General features: G+C 65.0%; 27 protein-coding genes. 12 read left to right on the top strand and 15 right to left on the bottom strand.

Going from position 1 to position 22,183, the window contains the following annotated elements; genetic code table 11:
* Position 1 precedes the first annotated feature (1 nt).
* The 3 genes from VFG17_RS15870 to VFG17_RS15860 are packed head-to-tail and all read left to right on the top strand — an operon-like array spanning position 2 to position 2,882.
* Entirely contained in the window at positions 2–907 is a 906-nt protein-coding gene (locus VFG17_RS15870) for an ABC transporter permease (protein ID WP_325030327.1), read from the top strand.
* Positions 907–1,749: an ABC transporter permease gene (locus tag VFG17_RS15865; RefSeq protein WP_325030326.1), complete on the top strand. Its 843-nt coding sequence runs from the start codon at positions 907–909 to the stop codon at positions 1,747–1,749. The genes VFG17_RS15870 and VFG17_RS15865 overlap by 1 nt, the downstream gene beginning before the upstream one ends.
* A gap of 2 nt (positions 1,750–1,751) precedes the next feature.
* On the top strand, positions 1,752–2,882 hold the full coding sequence (locus VFG17_RS15860) for an ABC transporter ATP-binding protein (protein WP_325030325.1): 1,131 nt from the start codon (positions 1,752–1,754) through the stop codon (positions 2,880–2,882).
* A 5-nt stretch (positions 2,883–2,887) separates the two neighbouring features.
* On the opposite strand, the gene VFG17_RS15855 is transcribed toward VFG17_RS15860, so the two are convergent.
* From VFG17_RS15855 to VFG17_RS15800, 12 genes are all read right to left on the bottom strand, one after another.
* Entirely contained in the window at positions 2,888–3,826 is a 939-nt protein-coding gene (locus VFG17_RS15855; protein WP_325030324.1) for a DUF808 domain-containing protein, read from the bottom strand.
* A 20-nt stretch (positions 3,827–3,846) separates the two neighbouring features.
* Complete coding sequence (locus VFG17_RS15850) at positions 3,847–5,220, bottom strand: aspartate aminotransferase family protein (protein WP_325030323.1); 1,374 nt, start codon at positions 5,218–5,220, stop codon at positions 3,847–3,849.
* A 105-nt stretch (positions 5,221–5,325) separates the two neighbouring features.
* Positions 5,326–6,066 carry a gamma-glutamyl-gamma-aminobutyrate hydrolase family protein gene (locus VFG17_RS15845; RefSeq protein ID WP_325030322.1) on the bottom strand — a complete coding sequence of 247 codons (741 nt, stop codon included), beginning with the start codon at positions 6,064–6,066 and terminating at the stop codon, positions 5,326–5,328.
* A gap of 87 nt (positions 6,067–6,153) precedes the next feature.
* Positions 6,154–6,516: a hypothetical protein gene (locus VFG17_RS15840; RefSeq protein WP_325030321.1), complete on the bottom strand. Its 363-nt coding sequence runs from the start codon at positions 6,514–6,516 to the stop codon at positions 6,154–6,156.
* A gap of 168 nt (positions 6,517–6,684) precedes the next feature.
* Positions 6,685–7,215, bottom strand: a complete 531-nt coding sequence (locus VFG17_RS15835) for a F0F1 ATP synthase subunit B (RefSeq protein ID WP_325030320.1) — start codon at positions 7,213–7,215, stop codon at positions 6,685–6,687.
* A complete protein-coding gene (locus VFG17_RS15830) occupies positions 7,208–7,705 on the bottom strand; it encodes an ATPase (protein WP_325030319.1) in 498 nt (165 codons plus the stop codon). Before VFG17_RS15830 ends, VFG17_RS15835 begins: the two co-directional genes overlap by 8 nt.
* A 70-nt stretch (positions 7,706–7,775) precedes the next feature.
* Positions 7,776–8,006, bottom strand: coding sequence for a F0F1 ATP synthase subunit C (locus tag VFG17_RS15825; protein ID WP_037515205.1), 231 nt, complete (start codon positions 8,004–8,006; stop codon positions 7,776–7,778).
* Positions 8,007–8,048: 42 nt separating this feature from the next.
* Positions 8,049–8,801, bottom strand: coding sequence for a F0F1 ATP synthase subunit A (locus VFG17_RS15820; RefSeq protein WP_325030741.1), 753 nt, complete (start codon positions 8,799–8,801; stop codon positions 8,049–8,051).
* Positions 8,802–8,851: 50 nt separating this feature from the next.
* On the bottom strand, positions 8,852–9,181 hold the full coding sequence (locus VFG17_RS15815) for an AtpZ/AtpI family protein (protein ID WP_325030318.1): 330 nt from the start codon (positions 9,179–9,181) through the stop codon (positions 8,852–8,854).
* A 210-nt stretch (positions 9,182–9,391) separates the two neighbouring features.
* The gene (locus VFG17_RS15810) at positions 9,392–9,787 is read right to left on the bottom strand and encodes a YdbL family protein (protein WP_414712967.1); all 396 of its coding nucleotides are present in this window, start codon (positions 9,785–9,787) and stop codon (positions 9,392–9,394) included.
* 20 nt (positions 9,788–9,807) lie between these two features.
* Positions 9,808–10,035, bottom strand: coding sequence for a YnbE family lipoprotein (locus VFG17_RS15805; protein WP_325030316.1), 228 nt, complete (start codon positions 10,033–10,035; stop codon positions 9,808–9,810).
* Positions 10,032–13,199, bottom strand: coding sequence for a YdbH domain-containing protein (locus tag VFG17_RS15800; RefSeq protein ID WP_325030315.1), 3,168 nt, complete (start codon positions 13,197–13,199; stop codon positions 10,032–10,034). The genes VFG17_RS15805 and VFG17_RS15800 overlap by 4 nt, the downstream gene beginning before the upstream one ends.
* A gap of 169 nt (positions 13,200–13,368) precedes the next feature.
* Here VFG17_RS15800 and radC point away from each other — a divergent pair, with 169 nt between their 5' ends.
* Both radC and rnk read left to right on the top strand, forming a co-directional pair.
* Positions 13,369–14,052, top strand: a complete 684-nt coding sequence (gene radC, locus VFG17_RS15795) for a RadC family protein (protein ID WP_325030314.1) — start codon at positions 13,369–13,371, stop codon at positions 14,050–14,052.
* 204 nt (positions 14,053–14,256) lie between these two features.
* Positions 14,257–14,673, top strand: coding sequence for a nucleoside diphosphate kinase regulator (gene rnk / locus VFG17_RS15790; RefSeq protein ID WP_325030313.1), 417 nt, complete (start codon positions 14,257–14,259; stop codon positions 14,671–14,673).
* A gap of 55 nt (positions 14,674–14,728) precedes the next feature.
* On the opposite strand, the gene VFG17_RS15785 is transcribed toward rnk, so the two are convergent.
* Positions 14,729–15,202: a calcium-binding protein gene (locus tag VFG17_RS15785; RefSeq protein WP_325030312.1), complete on the bottom strand. Its 474-nt coding sequence runs from the start codon at positions 15,200–15,202 to the stop codon at positions 14,729–14,731.
* Positions 15,203–15,224: 22 nt separating this feature from the next.
* Positions 15,225–15,518: a hypothetical protein gene (locus VFG17_RS15780; RefSeq protein WP_325030311.1), complete on the bottom strand. Its 294-nt coding sequence runs from the start codon at positions 15,516–15,518 to the stop codon at positions 15,225–15,227.
* Positions 15,519–15,711: 193 nt separating this feature from the next.
* Between VFG17_RS15780 and purB the strand changes: the two genes are divergently transcribed.
* From purB to pyrF, 3 genes are all read left to right on the top strand, one after another.
* Complete coding sequence (gene purB, locus VFG17_RS15775) at positions 15,712–17,028, top strand: adenylosuccinate lyase (RefSeq protein ID WP_325030310.1); 1,317 nt, start codon at positions 15,712–15,714, stop codon at positions 17,026–17,028.
* 68 nt (positions 17,029–17,096) lie between these two features.
* Positions 17,097–17,441: a LapA family protein gene (locus tag VFG17_RS15770; RefSeq protein ID WP_325030309.1), complete on the top strand. Its 345-nt coding sequence runs from the start codon at positions 17,097–17,099 to the stop codon at positions 17,439–17,441.
* Complete coding sequence (gene pyrF, locus VFG17_RS15765; protein WP_325030308.1) at positions 17,438–18,112, top strand: orotidine-5'-phosphate decarboxylase; 675 nt, start codon at positions 17,438–17,440, stop codon at positions 18,110–18,112. Before VFG17_RS15770 ends, pyrF begins: the two co-directional genes overlap by 4 nt.
* A 10-nt stretch (positions 18,113–18,122) precedes the next feature.
* Here pyrF and VFG17_RS15760 read toward each other — a convergent pair whose 3' ends face one another.
* Positions 18,123–18,539 carry a hypothetical protein gene (locus VFG17_RS15760; RefSeq protein ID WP_325030307.1) on the bottom strand — a complete coding sequence of 139 codons (417 nt, stop codon included), beginning with the start codon at positions 18,537–18,539 and terminating at the stop codon, positions 18,123–18,125.
* Between the two features lie 102 nt (positions 18,540–18,641).
* Here VFG17_RS15760 and VFG17_RS15755 point away from each other — a divergent pair, with 102 nt between their 5' ends.
* The 4 genes from VFG17_RS15755 to accD are packed head-to-tail and all read left to right on the top strand — an operon-like array spanning position 18,642 to position 22,115.
* Complete coding sequence (locus VFG17_RS15755; RefSeq protein ID WP_325030306.1) at positions 18,642–19,271, top strand: phosphoribosylanthranilate isomerase; 630 nt, start codon at positions 18,642–18,644, stop codon at positions 19,269–19,271.
* Positions 19,268–20,479 carry a tryptophan synthase subunit beta gene (gene trpB, locus VFG17_RS15750; RefSeq protein WP_325030305.1) on the top strand — a complete coding sequence of 404 codons (1,212 nt, stop codon included), beginning with the start codon at positions 19,268–19,270 and terminating at the stop codon, positions 20,477–20,479. The genes VFG17_RS15755 and trpB overlap by 4 nt, the downstream gene beginning before the upstream one ends.
* Positions 20,476–21,267 carry a tryptophan synthase subunit alpha gene (gene trpA, locus VFG17_RS15745; RefSeq protein WP_325030304.1) on the top strand — a complete coding sequence of 264 codons (792 nt, stop codon included), beginning with the start codon at positions 20,476–20,478 and terminating at the stop codon, positions 21,265–21,267. The genes trpB and trpA overlap by 4 nt, the downstream gene beginning before the upstream one ends.
* Entirely contained in the window at positions 21,264–22,115 is an 852-nt protein-coding gene (accD, locus tag VFG17_RS15740) for an acetyl-CoA carboxylase, carboxyltransferase subunit beta (RefSeq protein WP_325030303.1), read from the top strand. Before trpA ends, accD begins: the two co-directional genes overlap by 4 nt.
* The last annotated feature ends 68 nt before the right edge of the window (positions 22,116–22,183 follow it).

Genomic DNA, 22,183 nt, shown 5'->3' with positions numbered 1-22,183 from the left:
GGTGGCCGAGCAGGACTGGAAAACCAACAAAAGGGCCTTCGCGGCGGTGTCGCTGCCGACGCTCTTGTGGGTGATCCTCTTCTTCCTCGTGCCGATGACGATCGTCTGGCTTTACAGCTTCGGCGAGAATCGAGGCCTCACCGAGATCGACATTTCGGGGACGCTCGACAATTACAAGCGCGCCACCGAATGGCTCTATCTTACCATTTTTGGCAAGAGTTTCGCGGTCGCGGCGCTCGTCACCTTGATCTGCCTGATCGTGGGCTTTCCCGTCACGATGGCGATCACCTTTGCGAGCGAGAAGTGGCGCCCCTGGCTGCTCCTCGCCATCATGCTGCCTTTCTGGACCAACCTCCTCATTCGCACCTATGCTCTGATGATGCTGCTCGGCACCCAAGGCTTCGCGAACAAGGGGCTCGGCGCATTGTGGGACGGGGCAAGCTGGCTCAAGACGCTCGTCGGCCTCCAGCCGCTTCCGACATGGGAGCCGGTGCAATTACTCTTCAATAATTTCGCGGTCGTCTTCGGGCTCGTCTATGTCCACCTGCCTTTCATGGTCCTGCCCCTCTACGCCGCGCTCGACCGGCTCGACCGCAGCCTGATCGAAGCGAGCCTCGACCTCGGCGCCGGGCATTTCCGCACGATCATGCGGATCGTCGTCCCCCTCGCCGCGCCGGGCATCGTCGCCGGGGTGATGATCACGCTGATCCCGGCGCTCGGCGCCTATCTCACACCCGATTTGATGGGCGGAACCGACAGCCAGATGATCGCCAATGTGATCGAGCGCCAGTTCAAGAAAGCGAACGACTGGCCCTTCGGCGCCGCGCTCTCCTTCCTGCTCATCTATGCGATGTTCGCGCTGATCGCGATCCAGTCGATGCGCAAAAAGGTGCCGGAGGTTCACTGATGGCGCTTTTCGCCCGCACCCCGCGCGCGCCGCTCGAATATAGCCGGACGCTATGGATGCGCCTCTGGGTCGGCGTGGTGATGCTGTTTCTCTACGCGCCGCTCATCGTGCTCGTGATCTTCAGTTTCAACGACAGCAAGCGTAACGTCGTCTGGCGCGGCTTCACGACGAAATATTATGAGAAGGCGCTCGGCAACGATCAACTCGTCGAGGCTCTGCTCAACTCGCTCACCATCGCCGCGCTCGCGACGATCGTCAGTCTCATGCTCGGCGCCATCGCGGCGGTGATGCTCTGGCGTTTCCGCTTTCCATTGAAGGGCGCGGTCGACGGCACGATCTCGCTGCCGATCATTGTCCCCGAAATCTGCCTCGGCGTCGCCTTCCTGATGTTTTTCGCAGCGATCGGCTGGCCAACCGACCTCGTCTGGCCGTTCAATCTCGGTGCGATCACCATCGCGCACATCACCTTCTGCTTCCCTTTCGTGACGATGGTCGTGCGTTCGCGTCTCGCGAGCTTCAACCGCGAACAGGAAGAAGCGGCGAAGGATCTTGGCGCAAGCGAGTGGCAGGTGTTTCGCGACGTTCTCATCCCCCACATCAAGCCGGCGCTCGTCGCGGGAGCCCTGCTATCCTTCACGCTCAGCCTCGATGATTTCGTCATCACCTATTTCACCAGCGGCCCCGACACGATCACATTCCCGGTAAAGGTCTATTCGATGGTCCGCTTCTCGGTGACGCCCGAAGTCAACGCGGCGTCGACCCTGCTCATCATCGTCACCGTCATCCTGACCTTCGTCGCGCTGAAGCTTCAGGGCGTGAAAGCGATAGCGGAAACCCACTGACCATGACCGAGCCCGCCCAACCGATCATCCAGATCCGGAATGTCTCGAAACGCTTCGGCAAGGTGACGGCGGTCGACAATGTCAGCCTCGACATCAACGCCGGCGAATTTTTCGTACTGCTCGGCCCCTCGGGCTGCGGCAAGACGACGCTGCTGCGCATGATCGCGGGGTTCGAGCTGCCGAGCGAAGGCCAAATCCTGATCGATGGGCAGGATATGGCGGGAATCCCGCCGAACAGGCGGCCGGTGAACATGGTGTTCCAGAGCTATGCCGTCTTCCCGCATATGAGCGTCGCCGACAATGTCGCCTATGGCCTGAAGATCGCCGGCGTGAAGGGCGGCGAGGTCAGGGACCGCGTCGCGGAAGCGCTCGACCTCGTCAAGCTCGGCGGCTTCGAGGGCCGCATGCCCGACCAGATGTCGGGCGGCCAGCGCCAGCGCGTCGCGCTCGCGCGCAGCCTCGTGATGCGCCCCAAGGTGCTGCTGCTCGACGAGCCGCTCTCGGCGCTCGACGCCAAACTGCGCGCGCAGATGCAGTTCGAGCTGTCGGACTTGCAGGAAAAGGTCGGCATAACCTTCGTCACCGTCACCCACGATCAGGACGAGGCGCTGTCGATGGCGTGCCGGATCGCGGTGATCAACAAGGGCGAGGTCGCGCAGCTCGCGGCGCCTTCGGATCTTTACGAATTTCCCGCGAACCGTTTCGTCGCCGACTTTGTTGGATCGGTGAATATCTTCGAGGGGAAGTTGACCCTCGACGAGCCCGACAAGGCGGCGGTCGACTGCCCAGGCCTTGGGAAAATATATCTAAATCATGGCGTTACCGGGCCACATGGCGCCGGCGTCTGGGTCGCGCTGCGGCCCGAGAAAATCTATATCCACGTCCCCGGCGCGGGCAAGGCGGTCACGGCCGCGGCGCAGGATGCGCCCGAAGGTCACAATTTCGCGCGCGGCACGATCAAGGGCATGTCCTACCTCGGCGACATCACGCTGTTCGAGATCGAGCTCGAAACCGGAGCTCGCGTTAGGGTATCGCGCCCGAACCTGTCGCGCCGCGACCAGGAAGATTTCACCTGGGGCGACAGGGTCAGCATGCACTGGCGCGCCGACAGCCCGGTCGTTTTACTGGGGTGACAACCTCAGTGAGCGGCCTTCTTCCCCGGAATGAAGTGCAGCACCCCGACGATCAGACCGCCGAGCAGCAGCCCGAACACGCCCGCGCCGGCCGCGTTGATCAGCCATTCCCACACGCCCGCGCCGGGCAGGTTGCCCGCGACCGCATGGGCGAAATCGTGGAGGCCGTGGCCGATGTTGCCGATATGATATTCGTCGAGCCCGTGGAGGAAAATCTGCCCGCCGACCCACAGCATCGCCGCGGTGCCGATCAGCGCGAGCGCCGCGAGCAGCTTCGGCATGAAAGATACCAGCCCGCGCCCGATCGAACGCCGCGCGGCATTCCCTTCTTTCGCCATGTGGAGCCCGATGTCATCCATCTTCACGATCAGGCCGACGACGCCATAGACCGCGATGGTGATCGCGATCGCAACCACGGCGAGCGTCGCCGCGCGCATCGCGAAATGCTCGTCGAGCACTTCGTTGAGCGCGATCACCATGATCTCCGCCGACAGGATGAAGTCGGTGCGCACCGCGCCCTTCACCATCGCCTCTTCATGGTCCTGGTCGGCGACGATCGCGGCATCTTCGGCGAGGCTCGTCTTGTCCTTCTGTAGCGAATGCAGCACCTTTTCGGCGCCCTCGAAACAGAGATAGGCGCCGCCGATCATCAGGAGCGGGGTGATCGCCCATTGCGCGACCGCCGACAGCAGCAGCAGCGCGGGCAGGATCAGCACCAGCTTGTTGAAGATGGACCCCTTGGTGATCCGCCAGATGATCGGCAGCTCGCGGTCGGGAGTGAAGCCGGTGACGTAGCGCGGCGTCACCGCGGTATCGTCGACGACGACGCCCGCCGCCTTGACCCCGGCCTTCGACGCCGCGGCGCCGATATCGTCGATGCTCGCGGCGGCGACCTTGGCGATCGTCGCGATGTCGTCGAGCAGGGCAAAAAGGCCGGAGGGCATAAGGGTTTGGTCTTTCCTGTTCAGAGCGCGCGGAGCTTGGGCATCACCTCATCCAAGGATTTGCGGATGATGGCAACCATCTCGTCGATCTGTTCGGTGGTGATGATGAGCGGCGGGCACATGACGAGGCTGTCGCGGATGCCGCGCACCATCAGCCCGTTCGCGATGCACGCGTCGCGCGCCATCGGTCCCGCCGTACCCTCGGCGCCGCCGAAGCGCGCGCGCGTCGCCTTGTCGGCGACGATCTCGACCGCGCCGAGCAGCCCGATCGAGCGCGTCTCGCCGACGAGCGGATGATCGTCCAGCGTCGCGAGCGCCTTGGCGAGATGCGGGCCGGTGACGCTGCCGGTGCGATCGACAAGGCCTTCGCGTTCGATGATCTCGATATTCTTGAGCGCGACCGCCGCGGCGACCGGATGCCCCGAGTAAGTGAAGCCATGGACGAAATCGCCGCCGGTCTTGAGTGTCTCGACGACATGCGCGGCCACCGCGGTGGCGGAGATCGGCAGATAGCCCGACGACAGCCCCTTCGCCATCGGCATCAGGTCGGGCGTGAAGCCCATCGTCTCATGTCCCCACATCTGGCCGGTGCGCCCGAAGCCGCAGATCACTTCGTCGGCGACGACGAGCAGGCCATATTTGCGGGCGACGGCCTCGACCTTGGGCCAGTAGCCCTTGGGCGGGATGATGACACCGCCCGCGCCCTGCACGGGTTCACCGATGAAGGCGGCGCAATTTTCGGGACCGACCTCGAGAATCTTGTCCTCGATCGCCTGCACACAGGCGTCGCAAAACTCTTCCTCACTCATCCCCTGCCCCTCGCCATAGGCATAGGGCTGGCGCACATGTTCGACGCCCGGGATCGGCAGGTCGCCCTGCGCGTGCATCGCCTTCATTCCGCCAAGCGACACGCCCGCGACGGTCGAGCCGTGATAGGCGTTCCAGCGGCTGATAAAGACGGTGCGCTTGGGCTCGCCCTTAAGCTTCCAATAGTGGCGCACCATGCGGAACACCGTGTCATTGGCTTCGCTGCCCGAGGCGTTGAAGAAAATGTGCGGCAGGCGATTGCCGGTCAGCGACGCGATCTTCGCCGCGAGCGTCACCGTGGGCGGCGTCGCGGTCTTGAAGAAGGTGTTGTAGAAGGGCAGTTCGCGCATCTGCGCCGCCGCCGCTTCGACCAGCTCCTCGCGGCCGTAACCGACATTGACGCACCACAGGCCCGCCATGCCGTCGAGGATGCGATGGCCGTCGCCGTCGGTGATGTAGCAGCCCTCGGCATGGGTGATGATGCGGCTGCCGCCCAAAGCTTCGATCTCGGCCCAATCGGCCTGCGCGGGAAGATGGTGCGCGATGTCGAGACGGCGCAGTTCGGCGATGTCGTGATTGCGGGGCATGGGAAAACTCCTGATTGTCTGGAAACCGAAAGAAACCGGGTCCGGAAAATCAGGGCGAAAAGCTGATCCGCGCGAGGTAGCGGTCGTAACGGGTGACGCGGCGGTTCATAATTCGCCTCTTAACGCGCGCCCGAGCAGGTGAAAATAGGTCTGACTCTGGTCGTTTGCGTCGGTCCGCCATTCGGGATGCCATTGCACCGCGAGCAGCGGCGCGCCGTTCGGCCGCGCGCTATAGGCCTCGACCAGCCCGTCGGGCGCGCGCGCCTCGACCGCCAGCCCGCCGGCGAGTTCGCCGATGCCCTGATAATGGACCGAATTCACGTCGAGCGACGGCGCGCCATAGGCCGAGGCGAGCAAACCGCCGTCGATCAGGTCGACCTTGTGATGATGGTCGAACATCGCGTCGAAGCTCACGCCGTCGGGCGCATGATGGCGCAGCAATGCGGCGCTCGCCGACGTATCGCGACGCAGGGTACCGCCGAGCGCGACGTTGATTTCCTGAAAGCCCCGGCAAATGCCGAACAGCGGCCGCTGCGCCGCGATCACCGCTTCGACAAGCTCGGTCATCATGCGGTCGCGATCGGGGTCGAAGGGCCCCTCGCCTTCGGCGGCATCGCCGTAGCGCGCGGGCTCGACGTTCGATGGCGTGCCGGTGAGCAATACCCCGTCGAGCCGCCCGACGACCTCGGCAGCACGCATGTAGTGGGGCAGCGACGGAATGATCAGCGCCGCGCAGTCGGCATGGCGCATCGCCGCGGTCGCATAGCGGTTGATCACCGTCTGCGCGATCTCGGTCCCGACGGTGCGATTGCAGGCGATGATGCCGAGGACGGGGCGTTGCGACATGGCGCCCACGCTGCCGATTTTAGCGGCGGAGCGCCAGCGAAATATGGGGCGGGGCATTGGCGGCGGCTTAGGGGTGGGAAAGCGGACTTAGGCGTCACCGTTACAGACGGGAATATCCGTCTTCCCGGTAGCGGGATTATAGCGGATGCATACCACCGAGCACCCTCCGTCATTGATGAGAGGTAGTTTCCGATGATCTGCAAGCCATCTCCGCTGCCCGCGCGGTAGATCATAATAAGGGTTAGCGGGATCTACGAGCGAGATGTAGATCGCGACAATCTCATTGTCATCGGCGGCATAGTAGCGCGCATATTCATCCAGCGGGGCAGCTCCGATTGGAAGTTGCACCTGCCGTTCGATTGTATCCATCGTGCTTTTGTAAGGGGTTTCCGCATTTTCTGAGCATGCCGCGATCAAGATCGCGATCAAGCTGGCAAGAAGAAGCCTCATTTCAATTTAGGTTTCACATTTGACGAACGTCCGCAACCGGTCGTTTCCAGACGACGAAGGAGGCACCTTTCCACTTCGCCCCAACCTTCTCCGCCCGCAACCCATCGCCCACAGCAAAACGCCCGCGGAAAACCGCGGGCGCTTCGTTATCCGGCGATGTCGAAAGGCTTAGCTCTTGACGCCCGCGATGGCCTGATCGACCAGCGCCTTGTCGGCCGCGGCGTCATGCTTGTCGGCGATCAGCCGTGCCGCCGCTTCGGTCGCCGCCTTGGCGGCCGCGGTGCGGACTTCGGCGAGGGCGCCGGCTTCGGCCGCGGCGATGCGGTCTTCGGCCATCTGCTTGCGGCGCGCGATCAGCGCGGTCGCGTCGGCCTTGGCCTTGGCGACGAGCGCTTCGGCCTCGGCATCGGCGCGGGCGCGCATTTCGTCGGCTTCCTTGGCGGCGTCGGCCAGCTTCGCCTCATATTCGGCCTTCAGCGATTCGGCGTCGAGGCGCAGTGCTTCGGCTTCCTTGAGCTGCTTCGAAATCTCGGCAATCTTGTTGTCGAGCATGCCCGCGATCAACGCCGGCACCTTTTTCCACAACAGGATCGCGATAAAGATCGCCATTGCGATCGAGACCCACACGGTTGCCGTGAGGATACCGAAGGACGCCGGCTCAGCCGCCCCTTCGGCCATGATCATGAGGAAATCAGCCATGGAGCACCGCCTTCACCGCCGCCTTGGCATCCGCCGCGGCGACCTTCACACCCGACAGCTTGGCGACGAGGTCGCCCGCCGCTTCGGCTGCGACCGCTTCGATTTCCGCCATCGCCGACGTGCGCGCAGCGCCGATTTCGGATTCCGCGCCCGCCAGCTTGTCGGCGAGTTCGGCATCGACCTTGGCCAGACGCTTTTCGGCGTCCTTCGCGGCCTTGTCCTTCGCGTCGGTCACTGCCTTTTGCGCGGCGGCGCGGCTCGCGTCGCTCTGCTGGCGGTAGCTTTCTTCCAGGCCGTCGGCCGCGGCGTGCGCGGCCTTGGCCGCCGCCAGATCGTCGGCCACCTTGCGGTCGCGCGCGTCCACCGTCGCCTCGATCTTCGGCAGCATGCCGCGGCCGATGACGAAAAAGACGAAGCCAAAGGTCAGCAACACCCAGAAAATCTGCGATGCGGCGTACCAGCTTTCAGCGAATTGGCTGATTTGAGGCATGGATATACTCGACCGACAAAAGAAAAGCAGTCGCGGGGCCTACTTTAACGAGCAGACCCCGCAGACGAAATCAGGCTGCCTTGAGGTACAGCAGGATCGCGATCAGGAACGACAGCAGGCCGAGAAGTTCGGCGGCCGCGAAGCCGATGAACAGGCGGCCCTGCTGGCCGTCGGCGGCCGCGGGGTTGCGCAGCGCGCTTTCGAGGAAGCTACCGAACACGTTGCCCACACCGATGGCGGCCATACCGGCACCGATGGCGGCCAGACCGGCGCCGATGAGCGAAGCAGCTTGAACGTCCATTTTATACTCCTTGGGAAAAACGTAGATTAACCAGTTGAAAAATCAGTGCAGATTGATCGCGTCGTTCAGGTAGAGCGACGTGAGCAGCGCGAAAACATAGGCCTGGATGCCCGCCACCAGCAGTTCGAGACCGCTGATCCCGATCATCAATGCCATGCTGGGGAGGCCGACACCGATCCCGATCGCGGGGCCGGCGGCGATTCCGTCGATGATGAACGACGCGAAGACCTTCATCAGCACGTGGCCCGCGGTCATCGCGACGAAGAGTCGCAGCGCAAGGCTGAACGGACGAACGAGGAACGACACCAGTTCGATCACGGGGATCAGCCACATCAGCCAGATCGGAGTGCCGTGCGGCACGAAAAGCGAGAAGAAATGGAAGCCGTGGCGCCAGAAACCAACGATCAGCACGATCGCGAAGCTGAGGATCGCGAGCACGCCGGTGATCGCGAAATGGCTCGTCACGGTGAAGGGATGCAGGCCGAACAGGCCGAAGGGCATCAGGCCGAGCACGTTCAGCATCAGGATGAACATGAAGAGCGAGAAGACATAGGGCGTATATTTACGGCCTTCGGGGCCGATATTGGCGTTCATCATGCTGGAGATGAAGCCGGTGAAGCCCTCGACGGCGACCTGCCAGCGACCGGGAACGAGCTGGCGCTTCATCCCGCCGATCATGAAGACCCACAGCAGCAGGCCGGCGATTACCATCCACAGCGCGCTGGTGGTAAAGGCAACCTCATGATTGCCGACATGGAACATGTCGAACATCTTCTGCACCTCGAACTGGTGCATCGGGTCCACTTTGCCTTGATCCGCCACGCGATACCTCGCCTAAAATCCAATCAATCCGGCTTCTTGGGCCGGACGTTCGCAATCCGAAATATGTTCCTGAAGGCGACGACTATTCCAAGGAACAGCACCGCCAACAGGCCCCAGGGTGCCGTGCCGGCGAAATGGTCGATCGTCCAACCGACCAGCGCGCCGCCACCGATCCCGCCCAGCAGCTCGGCCAGAACGCGATTACCGAGCTTGTAATTCGCATCGGTCTCCGGTCCGGCACTCGCTGCGGTCCTTCTTGCTTCTGCGGCTTCGGCCCGGTCCAATCGCTCTTCGAGCGAGACCAGGCGCGAATCCTCAGAGCCAAGTTCCGGATCGCTGCCATTCCCCGTCATTTGCGCCATCCTCCTGAAACGGAACCGGAAACTCCCGATTCCGCCTGCAAAAAAAGGCCCGAAAATTCGGGGGACCCCTAAGGCGCGGTCCGTTTAGGAACGCCGCCCGATTAAGTCAATGCTTCTGCTGGCATGCACAAAAATGCCGCCGCGTTTAGGGGCGCGGCGGCATGTGGGAACCCTCTTTGGGCTCCGTTGTTCGATTCCCGATTAGGGGCAGCGCGCGTCGCGTTCGGGCGGGCTTGCGTCGCGGGTTTTCCATGCGCCGCCGGGGGTCTGGTATTTTTCGCCCGGCTTGGTCTTTGCGATCAGGTTGCAGCCGCTGGTAAAGGCGAACTGCTCGACCGTGCTGCCGGTCGACTGCGCACTCGCGGTATAGGCCGCCTTGCGCTTGATATTGAGATCCTGCACCAGCGCGCGGATCGCCGGGGTCGGCGTCGTCGCAAAGCCCAGATAACCGTCGGGCTGCTCGCCGATCTGCCCCGCGGCGCGCGCGGCGGCATAGGCCGGGTCGCGCTGCGCCATAGCCGACGGCACGGCAAGGGCCACGGCGGCGGTCGCCACGACTGCGGCGAGCGCCAATCCGGTCGGTTTCCAATTCATCATACGCATCACATTCTTCCCCATCAGAATATCTCGCTATTCTGCTCGATGAGCTTTTTGGCATCGCCATCAAGCCTGTACACCACTTCCTGCCGGATGTTGATGTTCAGGTTGATCTCGATCGGCTTGTCGGGCGTATCGATCTGCACGCAGCCCGCAAGGGCCCCCATCAGGGTGGGCGCACCTATCATCACCGCGACATGCCTGACGTCAATGGTCAGCCTCCTTGCTCCACTCTTGGTTCTCTTCATCGCACAGGCTCGCTTTCTGGTGGCTGAACGGGGGCGGTCTCGCCCCGCGCGGCGGCTTCGGCTTCTTCCTGGGCCCGCATCAGGGCCGGTAAATTCTGTTCGATCAGCAGCGACGGATCGTAAAATCCCTTCGCCGAGGTGAGGAGCTGGCGGAATGGCGCCTTGATCTTCACGTTGAAGACCAGCGGCAGTTTCGCGACCTGGTTGGTGAGGAAATTGCGCGTCGCACCTTCGCCCTGTCCCACGCCGCCAAAGCGGATGTCGGTCACCATTTCGCCGTCGAGGTCCCCGTTCAGGATGATCGTCAGATCGTCATATTTGAGGCTGCGCAGCGCGCCAAAGGCAAAATTGGCGATCGTGCCGAGATTGCGGTTCGACAATTCGCCGACATAGGCGAGCGTGCCGCCGCCCGCGCGCGAATCGATCCGCCCGCCGACGATGCGCCCGCCGAGCCCGTCGAATTCGACGGGCAGCGTCCCGTCGAACACGCCGGTCGCGTTGATATTGTCGAAACCGAAATTCTGCAGGAACACCGCGGCGTCGACGCCGACGATGTCGAACGAGAGCCGCCGCGCTTTATCGGCGTTGAAATCGAGCGTTGTCGGGTGGAGCAGCAGCTTGCCGCCGCCGAAGGGCCAGCTCCCGCCCTCGATGCGGACGCGGTTGTCGCCGAGCAGCCGATATTCGATCTCGCCGTCGACCACGGGAATGCCCGGATTGATCTCCTTGATCTTCGCGATCTGTCCCGGTGCCGACTTGAGCCCGATCAGATCGTCGAAGCTGAGCGTCGTCGTCAGCCCCGTCACCGGGCCGAACGCCGCGGCGAGACTGGTGTCGGCGGTGGCGAAGGTGCCACGGCTGGTGACGCCGTCCGCCGTCCATTCGATCCGCCCGTCGCCGACCACCGAGCCGCGGACGTTGGCGACGACGCCGAGCGCGAGGCTGGTGAGCTGGTCGGGCTGGAACCCCTCGTTGAACCGGAGTTCCTTGACGACGAGGTCCGCCGAACCGCTGCTGTCGGCCAAACTGTGCCGGATCAGCGTGTCGAGGATCTTCGTACCGGTCTTCCGTTCGTTGAAGCCCGCCTTCGCTTCGATCACCCCGTCGGCGAAACGCAGGTTCGCATCATCGCTGACAAGCGGGGAGAAGCGCGCATCGGGCGCCGCGTCGGTGAGCAAAAGGCCGCCGTCGAGCGTCAGCGCACCGTCGGCGTAGCGCCATTGCCCCGCGATCTCGCTCATATCGAGCGGCACCGCGCCGATCTTGCCGCTCGCGCCGCTCAGTTCGCCCGCCATGCCCTGCGGCGTGGCGCGTCCGCTCAGGCGCTCGGCGGCGAAGCGGGTCACGCTCTCCCCCTCGCCCATCCGGATATCGGCCCCCGCGAGCGACCAGCGCATCGCGGCAAGATCGATGTTCGCCGGGCCGCTGGTCAGGCTGAGCGGCGAGCTACCGCTCGTTCCGCGCAAGGCGATGCGCGGAATGCGAATATCGCCGCGAAGCCCGCCGGGCCCGGCGCTGAGCAGCGGGGCGCCCGGACGGCTGCACAGGTCGAGCGCGCTGCGGCCGAGCCGGAACCCGCCGACCGCGATCCGGTCGGCGGCGACGCGGCTGCACCCGCCGTCGAGCGCGAGGTCTCCGGTCGGCGCCAGAAAGCCGTTCAGCGGAACCGTCAGCCGCTCGACGCGCCCGCCCGCGAGCGGGCCCGACAGCGCCGCCGTCGTCGCGAAGCGGAGCAGGCCGCCGGCGCCGCCCGAAAAGCGCACGGGCGCAAGCGCAAGCCGCGCCCCTTCGGCGCTATAGGGCTCGAAGCTGGCAAGGCCCGTGACGCGGCCGTCCTCGTCGCGATCGATGCTGAGCGTCCCCGATGGCAGATCGCCGCCATCGATGCTCCAGCGGCCCGTCGCGATCACCGCGGGTTCGTCCGCGCCATAAAGATAGCCGATGCGACTATCGGCGCTGCCGGTGAAGCGGGCGCCGCTCGCACTCGTCAGTTCGGGCGCGATCAGGTCGACCCGCGCGGTCGGCCCCTCGCCCGCGAGCGCGAACCCCGCGCTGCCGCTCGCGTCGGCCAGCACGCGGCCGAGCGCGGCCATCGCCTTTGCCGCAAGCGGCCCGACCGGCGTCGCCGCCAGCCCGCGCCCGCTTTCGGCGATCGAGCGGCGCAAATCGGCGCTGCCGCTCGCGCGCGCGAAACCGATGCGACCGTCGAACTTCGGCGCCGCGCTGCCGACGCTGCCCCTGGCCTCGAGAGTGACGCTCTCGGCCGCGAAATCGGGTCCGCGCAGGCGCGCCATGTCGGCGTCGATGGCGAGTTTGGTCAGGACCGCGGTCCCGTCGAAGCTGGCGAGCAGCCCCATCCTGTCGGCGGCGAGCGGTCCGGCGATCAGCCGCACGATGCTGGCGTCGGCCTTGCCTTTCCAGCTCTGCAGATCCTCCGACAGCGACAGGTCGAGCGCGATTTGCGGCGATGCCGCGCTGACACTGCCGTCGGCGCAGCGGAGCGAAGCGCCGCGCAGCGGCCCCACCAGCTGCGGCCGGACATCGCGGACGAGAACCGTCCCATAGAAGCTGACGTCGTCACCGCTGCACCCCGCCGCCCGGACGCGCGGCGCGACGAGCGCGAGCTTGCCGGTAAAATCGCGGCGCAGATTGCCGCCACCGTTTAGCGCCGCGCCGACGTCGCCCCACGGCGTCGCGACCCGCGCCCGCGCATCGCGAAGGATCACCGACAGATCGGGCAAGGCGAAGGGATCCTTGCTCTCGGGATCGCGAAACTTGTCGAGCGAACCGAACGACAGCCGCTCATCGACGAAGCGGCCATAAAGCCGGACGCCCTCGGCGTCGATTCCCGACACATAGGGCCCCGACCAGCCGTATCCGAGCAGGACTTCGACGCGCCTTGCCGTCAGGTCGGGCCGCTTCGGGTCGCCGATAACGATGTCGGACAATATCTCGCTGCGAAAGCCGATCCGCTCGATCGTATAGCGCGCGGGAACATCGCGGCCATCGAGTTGGCCCCGGATAAATTCGTCGGCGATCGGTTCGCGCGCGATCCAGACCCCCGCGACGAGGATGATCACCGCGCCGGCGGTCAGCCATCGCTTCTTGAACAGCAGCTTCCGGTATTTGAACCGCGGCTTCGCGCTGTCCGCCGCGTCAGTCATGGTAGCTGGCCGATGACGTCATGGCGGCAAAATCTCGTCCCTCAGCCCGAACCCCGTGCAGGACAGAAACGCCGGACATCATATTTCGCTGCAAGAAACTGATCCGGTTCGCCATCTTCCTTTTCCTATGACCGTTGAGTGCGCCCCACAAGGCGGTTATTCCCGCACCATGGGGGACAGGGAAACGCCGGATCATCTGGGACATCGCGCGCGGCTGCGGACGCGCCTGCTCGACGACGCCGAGGGACTCGCCGATTATGAGATCGTCGAATATCTCCTCGCGCTCGCGATCCCGCGCCGCGACACCAAGCCGCTCGCCAAGGCACTGCTGCGCGAATTCGGGTCGCTGGCGCAACTCGTCAGCGCCGACCCCGACTCGCTTCGGCGCGTCGACGGGCTGGGCGATACCGGTATCGCCGCGCTCAAGATCGTCCAGGCAGCCAGCCTGCGCCTTCTGAAAGGCGAGTTTCGCGACAAACCGCTGCTGTCGAGCTGGGATGCGCTGCTCGACTGGCTGCGCGCCGATATGGGACCGATCGACGTCGAGCGCGTCCGCGTGCTTTATCTCAATTCGCGCAACATGCTGATCCGCGACGAACTGGCGAGCGAGGGATCGATCGACCAGTCGGCGATCTATGTCCGCGAGGTGATCAAGCGCGCGCTGGAACTCGGCGCCTCGGCGATCATTCTCGTCCACAATCATCCGAGCGGCAGCCCCGAACCGAGCCGGCAGGATATCGCCATCACCCGCGAGATCGCGAGCGCGGCCACGAAACTGGGGATCGCGCTGCACGATCACATCATCATCGGCGGTTCGGAGTATCGCAGCTTTCGCGCGATGGGACTTCTCTAGTCGATTTGACTTATCGCGCCCCGGAGGACATCATCGCGTCATGCAGATTCGACGCGGCCTTCTCCGCTTCCGTTTCCACGGAGGACAGCTTCTCGCGGGCATTTAGCCCCGGGTTCCGGCGCGATCGCCCCGAGCCCGGGGCACCTTCCGTTCCATATTGCCGCGCGTGGCGAATCGCCGCACGCCAGCCGGAAAGTCCGCGCCATGACCAAGAAGAAAAGCGGGGCCGCCATGCCCCTTATCCGCATGATCGACAGCGAAGCCGACGCGCTGACCGAACTCACGCTGCAAAACCAGCGCGATTCGATCTCTTTCCATGAATTGCTGCTCGACGAGATCGACCGCGCCGCGATCTGCGACCGCGCCGACATCCCTCCCGACGTCGTCACCATGGGCTCCAGCGTCACCTTCATCGACGAAAAGAGCGGCGCCGAGCGCACGGTGCGCCTCGTCTATCCCGCCGAAGCCGACATCGCCGCGGGGCGAATGTCGATTCTGACGCCGGTCGGCGCGGGATTGATCGGGCTCAGCGTCGGCCAGTCGATCAACTGGCCCGACCGCGGCGGCATCGAGCACCGGCTGACGATCGTCGCGGTCGAGCAACCGGTGCCCGCCGCATGAACGGCGATGCGGCCGCCGGATCGCTCCGACGGCCGCACCACCCCGCGAGGCGCGCTTAGGCGCCGCGCGACAGGAAACCGGTGAGTTCGGCCTTGTTCACACCGCCCGACTTGTCGCCGTCGGCCGATGCGAATGCCTGACCGATCCAGCTTGTTACCTCAGCCGATTCGACATCGGCGGCGGGGTCGGTCGCGGCACGCAGCTTCTTCATCCACGCGCCGAATTCGGCTTCGTTGAGATCGCCATTCTTGTCCCCGTCATAGGTCGGGAATTCCTGATCGACGATCTGCGCGATCTGGGTCGGCGTCGCCGCTGCCGAATCCGACGGAGCGGGCTCGGTCGCGGCCGGCGGCGTCGACGCTTCAGGCGCCGGAGCCGGGGTGGTCGTGTCCGGCGTCGTGGTGTCCGGCATCGGAGCCGGCTCGGTCGTCGTCGGGGGGTTCATCGGATCCGACGCCGGCGGGGTCGTCTGGGCCAACGCCGGCAAACTCACGGCGGCGGCACCGATCAAAAGCATCTGTTTCAACATGATCTATCTCCAGTGTAGCGGGTTATTCCGGTTCCGATTCGGGTTCTTCCTGATCGTCCGGAGCGGGCTGGTCGGCCGGAGGGGTCGGCTCAGCTGCGGGGGGTGTGTCGCTGGGGACTGCGTCCTCGGTCGGTGCCTCGTCAGTAGGCTTCGTTTCGTCCATGGGGGTGCTATCCGGCGCAGGCGCGGTGGTATCTGCGGGCGCCGGCGGCGTCTGGGTCGTCGGAGCCTGCTCTTCGCTTTCCGGGGGAGTGGTCTGGGCCAGCGCGGGGAAGCTGATGGCCGCTGCGCCAATCAAAAGCACTTTCTTCAACACATTCATTCTCCTGTATCGGCGACCTTGATTGATCGGTCACCTTTTCCTGATGGGGCGAACGATCAACCCGCCGGATTTCGGGAAAGTTGCGGGTGCCGGACATTTGGCGAAACGCTCCGTCCCTGCTACGGGGCGCCCCGACCCGGTTTCGCGGGGATTCCGCGACAAGCCGCCCGAAAAGGAAGGAAATTCAATGGTTCCGCGTTACGCACGGCCGGAAATGACCGCGATCTGGTCGGCCGAGAATCGCTTTCGCATCTGGTTCGAGATCGAAGCGCACGCGACCGACGCCCTCGCCGAACTCGGCACCGTTCCCAAATCCGCCGCCAAGGCATTGTGGGATTGGTGGGCGACGAACCCGACGATCGACGTCGCCGCGATCGACGCGATCGAAGCGGTAACCAAACATGACGTCATCGCCTTCCTGACGTGGGTTGCCGAAAATGTCGGCGACGAGGCGCGCTTCATGCACCAGGGCATGACCAGTTCCGACGTGCTCGACACCTGTCTCGCGGTCCAGCTCGCCCAAGCGGCCGATATCCTGCTCGCCGACCTCGACGCGCTTTTGGAAGCGATCAAGCGCCGCGCCTATGAGCATAAGCTCACTCCAACGATCGGCCGCAGCCATGGCATTCACGCTGAGCCCGTCACTTTCGGGCTGAAGCTGGCCGAGGCCTATGCCGAATTTTCGCGCTGCAAGCTGCGCCTCCAAGCCGCGCGCGCCGAAATCGCGACTTGCGCGGTTTCGGGTGCGGTGGGCACGTTCGCCAACATCGACCCGCGCGTCGAGGCGCATGTCGCGGCCAAGCTCGGCCTGTCGATCGAGCCCGTCTCGACGCAGGTCATCCCGCGCGATCGCCACGCGATGTTCTTCGCGGTGCTCGGCGTCATCGCCTCGTCGATCGAGCGCCTGTCGGTCGAGGTCCGTCATCTCCAGCGCACCGAAGTGCTCGAAGCCGAGGAATATTTCTCGCCGGGACAAAAGGGCTCGTCGGCGATGCCGCACAAGCGCAATCCGGTGCTCACCGAAAATCTGACCGGCCTTGCCCGCATGGTGCGCAGCGCCGCCATCCCCGCGATGGAGAATGTCGCGCTGTGGCACGAGCGCGACATCAGCCACTCCTCGGTCGAACGCTTCATCGGCCCCGACGCGACGATCACGCTCGATTTCGCGCTCGCGCGGCTGACCGGCGTCGTCGACAAATTGCTCGTCTATCCCGAACGGATGCAGAAGAATCTCGACCGGATGGGCGGCCTCGTCCACTCGCAGCGCGTGCTGCTTGCGCTGACGCAGGCGGGCGCCAGCCGCGAGGACAGCTATGCCCTCGTCCAGCGCAACGCGATGAAGGTGTGGGAATCGGACGGCCAGCTGTCGCTGCTTGAACTGCTGAAGGCCGATGCCGATGTCACCGCGCGGCTGTCGGCGGATCAGCTCACGGAACTTTTCGACCTCGGTTATCATATGAAACATGTCGACACGATCTTCGGCCGGGTGTTCGGCGCCGCATAGCCGCGGGCTGGAATCGCGCGGCATTCTGGCATAGGGTCGTCGGCGGATCGACAGAGGAGCAAGACGAAGTGGGAATCCTGCGTACGATCATCTGGGTCTCGCTGACCGCCGTTCTCGTCATCTTCGCGATGGCGAACTGGCAGGTCGTGACGGTCACGATCTGGCCGGGCTGGGAAGCGGAGACCAAGCTTCCGGTGGTCATCTTCGCGTCGTTCCTGATCGGCAGCGTGCCGATGTGGATCGCGCTGCGCACCACGCGCTGGTCGCTGAAGCGCCGCCTCGACGCGAGCGAGCGGCAGGCGGCCGATCTTCGCGCGCTCGCCAACCGTCCGGCAACGCCCGCCCCTGCTTCGGCACCGGTGAACGACATCCCGCCCACCCCCACCGACCTCTTCCCGACGGACAAGCCATGACCTCCCCGCTCTATCTGGCCATCGACACCACGCACCTCGATGCCGCGCTGACGCTGGCGCAGAAGGTGCGGCGCCATGTCGGCGGGCTGAAGCTGGGCCTCGAATTCTTTTGCGCGAACGGCCATCACGGCGTGCATGAAATGGCGAAGCTCGGCCTGCCGATCTTCCTCGACCTCAAGCTGCACGATATTCCCAACACCGTGGCGAAGGCGATCCAGGCGCTGCGCCCGCTCGAACCCGCGGTGCTGACCGTCCACGCCGCGGGCGGCCGTGCGATGCTCGAAGAGGCGAAGGCGGTGGCCGGCGCCCATACGAAGGTCGTCGCCGTCACCGTGCTCACCAGCCTCGACGCGCCCGATCTCGACGACATCGGCGTCGGCGGCACTCCGCACGACCAGGTCGTGCGCCTCGCCGCGCTCGCGCGCGAAGCGGGGCTCGACGGCATCGTCTGCTCGGGCCAGGAAGTGAAGGCCGCGCGCAAGGCGTGGCCCGGCGGCTATTTCGTCGTTCCCGGCGTCCGCCCCGCCAACGGCAAGGCCAGCGACCAGAAACGCATCGTGACGCCGGCGCAGGCGATGTCGGACGGCGCCTCGATCCTCGTCGTCGGCCGCCCGATCAGCCAGTCGTCCGACCCCGACCTCGCCGCACGCGAGATCGAAGCGACGCTTTAAAGCGCCGACCTCAATTCATGATCAGTGCTTGCGACTGGATATTGTAGCCGACAAGCATCGGTCCCTTCGACGACGATTTGAAAGTGAAGGTTTCGATCGCGTCGCCCTTGGCATATTTGGTTCGCATATTGAGCACGGTCAGCGTCGCGCCGTTTCCATAATTGACCCGCCATCCCTGCTGGGTCGATTTCCCCGCTTTGCCGAGTTTGCGCTGAACGACCGCCAGAAACTCCTCGAACTCCACGATATCCGCGGAGTTCTGCATTTCATCTGCCGATCCGAAATAGATGTCGTCGAACTTGCCCGCATTCGCCGACGCGTGAAAAGCGGCGACGGCCTTTTCCGAAGCGACAAGCTCCGCGGTGGCATTGGCCGGATTGCACGCGGCGAGACAAAGACACGATAAAGCCAACAATATTCGGTACATCGCACTCTCCCCCTTGAGCGGACCCTAGCAGAATGGCCGGCACTGCCAATATGCCCCACATCGACGGTTGCCTCGACGCCGATTGACGAGCAAAGAGCCGCCATGCCTCCTCTCGTCAAAATCTGCGGGCTTTCGACGCCCGAAACGGTCGATGCCGCGATCCGGCACGGCGCGACCCATATCGGCCTTGTTCATTATGAGCCGAGTCCGCGCCACGTCGACCTCAAGACCGCGGCCGAATTGCGCAAGCGCGCGGGGCCGCATGTCAAGGTCGCGCTGCTGCTCGTCAACGCCTCGCAGCAGCTGACCGGCGATGCGCTCGGCATGGTGCGGCCCGATATCATCCAGTTTCACGGCAGCGAGACGCCCGAATGGCTTGCGGTCGTGAAACGGCTCGCGCCAGCGGAAATCTGGAAGGCGGTCGGACTGAAGGACGCCGAAACACTCACGCGGATTCAGAAATATCGCGGGATCGCCGACCGCATCCTGTTCGATGCCCCCGCGGCCGCCCTGCCCGGCGGCACGGGCACGCGGTTCGACTGGTCGCTGCTCAAAAACCATCGCCACACGATGGATTGGGGCATCGCCGGGGGCCTCAACCCCGCCAATGTCGGCGAAGCGATCGCGACGACGAGCGCGCCGCTCGTCGATGTGTCGTCGGGGGTCGAAAGCGCGCCGGGCGTCAAGGATGTGGACAAGATCGCGGCTTTCCTTAAAGCGGCGGGTCGATGACCGACTTACCCAACAGCCTTCGCACCGGCCCCGACGCGCGCGGCCATTTCGGCCAGTTCGGCGGCCGCTATGTCGCCGAAACGCTGATGCCGCTGATCCTCGACCTCGAGCGCCATTATCGCGCGGCGCAGCAGGACAACGCGTTCAAGGTCGAGTTCGACAATCTGCTCAAAAACTATGTCGGCCGCCCGAGCCCGCTGTGGTTCGCGCAGCGGCTGACCGAGCACCTCGGCGGGGCGAAGATTTACTTCAAGCGCGAGGACCTCAACCACACCGGCGCGCACAAGATCAACAATTGCATCGGCCAGATCCTGCTCGCCAAACGGATGGGCAAGACGAAGATCATCGCCGAGACGGGTGCCGGCCAACACGGCGTCGCGACCGCGACCGTCGCCGCGCTCTTCGGCCTGCCCTGCACGATCTTCATGGGCGCGGTCGACGTCGCGCGGCAGCAGCCCAACGTGTTCCGTATGAAGCTGCTCGGCGCCGAAGTCGTCGCGGTCGAAAGCGGCGCGAAGACGCTGAAGGATGCGATGAACGAGGCGCTGCGCCATTGGGTCGCGAACGTCCACGACACTTTCTACATCATCGGCACCGTCGCGGGCCCGCATCCCTATCCCGAACTCGTCCGCGATTTCCAGTCGGTGATCGGCGACGAGGCGCGCGCGCAGATCCTCGAAGCCGAAGGCCGCCTCCCCGACATGCTGATCGCTCCGGTCGGCGGCGGATCGAACGCGATCGGGCTGTTCCACCCCTTCCTCGACGACGAGGGCGTTGAGATCGTCGGCGTCGAAGCCGCGGGCGAGGGCCTCGACAAGAAACATGCCGCGAGCCTCGCGGGCGGCCGCCCCGGCATTCTCCACGGCAACAAGACCTATCTGCTCCAGGACGAGGATGGCCAGATCACCGAGGCGCACAGCATCTCAGCGGGCCTCGATTACCCCGGTATCGGGCCCGAGCACAGCTGGCTCCACGAAATCGGCCGCGTCCGTTATGAGCCCGTCACCGACGCCGAGGCGCTCGCCAGCTTCCAGAAGCTGACCAGGCTCGAAGGCATCATCCCCGCGCTCGAAAGCGCCCACGCGATCGCCGCCGCCGAACGCATCGCGCCGACGCTGGGCAAGGACAAGATCATCATCGTCAACTGCTCGGGCCGCGGCGACAAGGACATCTTCACCGTCGCCGATGCGCTGGGGGTGAAGCTATGACCCGCTTCGCCGCCACCTTCGCCAAGCCGCGCCCCGCGCTCGTCGCCTTCATCACCGGCGGCGACGGCGACACCGCCGCGAACCTCGACGCGCTGGTCGCGGGGGGTGCCGATGTGATCGAGCTCGGCATGCCCTTCACCGATCCGATGGCCGATGGCCCCGCGATCCAGGCCGCGAACCTGCGCAGTCTCGCCAAGGGCACGACGACCGCCGACCTGTTCGGCATCGCCGCCGCCTTTCGCCAGCGCCATCCCGGCACGCCGCTGGTCCTGATGGGCTATGCCAATCCGATGACGATCCGCGGTCCCGAATGGTTCGCCGCCGAATGTTCGAAGGCTGGCGTCGATGGCGTGATCTGCGTCGACATTCCGTCCGAAGAGGACGCCGAACTCGGTCCCGCGCTCCGCGCCGCGGGGGTCGACCTGATCCGCCTCGCGACCCCGACGACCGACGCCGCGCGCCTGCCCGACGTGCTGAACGGCGCCAGCGGCTTCCTCTATTATGTCTCGGTTGCGGGCATCACCGGCCAGCAGCAGGCCGCGCAGGCGAGCATCGCGGACGCCGTCGCGCGTCTGAAAGCCGCGACCGACCTTCCCGTCGCGGTCGGCTTCGGCGTCCGCACCCCCGAACAGGCCGCACAGATTGCGCGCGTCGCCGACGGCGTCGTCGTCGGATCGGCGTTCATCGACATCATTGCCGAACATGGCGACGCCGCGGCGCCGCATGTCGAGGCTTTCACCCGCACCCTCGCCGATGCTATCCATAGCGCCAAGGAGATCGCCGCATGAGCTGGCTCGACCGCGTCCGCAACGCGCTGCCCTTCGGGGCCAAGCGCGACACCGCCGACAATCTCTGGCACAAATGCCGCCAGTGCCAGCAGATGGTGTTTGTCAAGGAATGGCAGGACAATCTGAACGTCTGCCCGCGCTGCGACCATCACGACCGCATCGGCACCAAGGAACGTTTCGCGCAGCTCTTCGACGGCGGCATCCACGAAATGATCGCCGCCCCCGCGGCGCCCGAGGATCCGCTGAAGTTCCGCGACACCAAGAAATATGTCGACCGCATCAAGGCGGCGCGCGCGCAGACCGGCGACCGCGATGCCTATCAGAACGCGTTCGGCCGTATCTCGGGCCAGGGCGCGGTGATCGGCGTGCAGGATTTCGCCTTCATGGGCGGATCGATGGGCGTTGCCGTCGGCGAGGCGTTCGTCGCGGGGGTCGAGGACGCGATCCGGCGCGGCGTCCCCTATATCGCGATCACCGCCGCGGGCGGCGCGCGCATGCAGGAAGGCACGCTGTCGCTGATGCAGATGCCGCGCGCCACGGTTGCGCTCGCGCGCCTGCGCCGTGCCGGCCTTCCTTATGTGGTGCTGCTCACCGACCCGACGACCGGCGGCGTCACCGCCAGCTATGCGATGCTCGGCGACATCCAGATCAGCGAGCCCAAGGCGCTGATCGGCTTCGCGGGCCAGCGCGTCATCGAGAATACGATCCGCGAAAAACTGCCCGAGGGGTTCCAGCGCGCCGAATATTTGCTCGACCACGGGATGATCGACATGGTCGTTCATCGCAAGGAATTGCCCGAAACGCTGGGCCGCCTGATCGGCTATCTGGCGCCTGAGAAGGCGGCCTGAACGGACCGTCGCAACGGAACGCGACCTCTCTTTCTCGTCACCCCGGACTTGATCCGGGGCCTGCCTTT

It is taken from the genome of Sphingopyxis sp. (assembly GCF_035686825.1).
GTDB lineage: Bacteria > Pseudomonadota > Alphaproteobacteria > Sphingomonadales > Sphingomonadaceae > Sphingopyxis.
Note: the sequence above shows the minus strand (reverse complement) of the source record. Positions and strands in the feature narration are given on the sequence as shown.

Bases quoted from the DNA above. Each gene is read 5' to 3' on its own strand.
- VFG17_RS15825 (WP_037515205.1), bottom strand. From the start codon at position 8,006: ATGGACGTTCAAGCTGCTTCGCTCATCGGCGCCGGTCTGGCCGCCATC.
- trpA (WP_325030304.1), top strand. From the start codon at position 20,476: ATGACCCGCTTCGCCGCCACCTTCGCCAAGCCGCGCCCCGCGCTCGTC.
- VFG17_RS15865 (WP_325030326.1), top strand. From the start codon at position 907: ATGGCGCTTTTCGCCCGCACCCCGCGCGCGCCGCTCGAATATAGCCGG.
- VFG17_RS15840 (WP_325030321.1), bottom strand. From the start codon at position 6,516: ATGAGGCTTCTTCTTGCCAGCTTGATCGCGATCTTGATCGCGGCATGC.
- VFG17_RS15830 (WP_325030319.1), bottom strand. From the start codon at position 7,705: ATGCCTCAAATCAGCCAATTCGCTGAAAGCTGGTACGCCGCATCGCAG.
- VFG17_RS15850 (WP_325030323.1), bottom strand. From the start codon at position 5,220: ATGCCCCGCAATCACGACATCGCCGAACTGCGCCGTCTCGACATCGCG.
- radC (WP_325030314.1), top strand. From the start codon at position 13,369: ATGGGGGACAGGGAAACGCCGGATCATCTGGGACATCGCGCGCGGCTG.
- VFG17_RS15855 (WP_325030324.1), bottom strand. From the start codon at position 3,826: ATGCCCTCCGGCCTTTTTGCCCTGCTCGACGACATCGCGACGATCGCC.
- pyrF (WP_325030308.1), top strand. From the start codon at position 17,438: ATGACCTCCCCGCTCTATCTGGCCATCGACACCACGCACCTCGATGCC.
- VFG17_RS15820 (WP_325030741.1), bottom strand. From the start codon at position 8,801: ATGCACCAGTTCGAGGTGCAGAAGATGTTCGACATGTTCCATGTCGGC.
- accD (WP_325030303.1), top strand. From the start codon at position 21,264: ATGAGCTGGCTCGACCGCGTCCGCAACGCGCTGCCCTTCGGGGCCAAG.
- VFG17_RS15835 (WP_325030320.1), bottom strand. From the start codon at position 7,215: ATGGCTGATTTCCTCATGATCATGGCCGAAGGGGCGGCTGAGCCGGCG.
- VFG17_RS15860 (WP_325030325.1), top strand. From the start codon at position 1,752: ATGACCGAGCCCGCCCAACCGATCATCCAGATCCGGAATGTCTCGAAA.
- VFG17_RS15845 (WP_325030322.1), bottom strand. From the start codon at position 6,066: ATGTCGCAACGCCCCGTCCTCGGCATCATCGCCTGCAATCGCACCGTC.
- trpB (WP_325030305.1), top strand. From the start codon at position 19,268: ATGACCGACTTACCCAACAGCCTTCGCACCGGCCCCGACGCGCGCGGC.
- VFG17_RS15785 (WP_325030312.1), bottom strand. From the start codon at position 15,202: ATGTTGAAACAGATGCTTTTGATCGGTGCCGCCGCCGTGAGTTTGCCG.
- VFG17_RS15815 (WP_325030318.1), bottom strand. From the start codon at position 9,181: ATGACGGGGAATGGCAGCGATCCGGAACTTGGCTCTGAGGATTCGCGC.
- rnk (WP_325030313.1), top strand. From the start codon at position 14,257: ATGACCAAGAAGAAAAGCGGGGCCGCCATGCCCCTTATCCGCATGATC.
- VFG17_RS15805 (WP_325030316.1), bottom strand. From the start codon at position 10,035: ATGAAGAGAACCAAGAGTGGAGCAAGGAGGCTGACCATTGACGTCAGG.
- VFG17_RS15760 (WP_325030307.1), bottom strand. From the start codon at position 18,539: ATGTACCGAATATTGTTGGCTTTATCGTGTCTTTGTCTCGCCGCGTGC.
- VFG17_RS15755 (WP_325030306.1), top strand. From the start codon at position 18,642: ATGCCTCCTCTCGTCAAAATCTGCGGGCTTTCGACGCCCGAAACGGTC.
- VFG17_RS15800 (WP_325030315.1), bottom strand. From the start codon at position 13,199: ATGACTGACGCGGCGGACAGCGCGAAGCCGCGGTTCAAATACCGGAAG.
- VFG17_RS15810 (WP_414712967.1), bottom strand. From the start codon at position 9,787: ATGATGAATTGGAAACCGACCGGATTGGCGCTCGCCGCAGTCGTGGCG.
- purB (WP_325030310.1), top strand. From the start codon at position 15,712: ATGGTTCCGCGTTACGCACGGCCGGAAATGACCGCGATCTGGTCGGCC.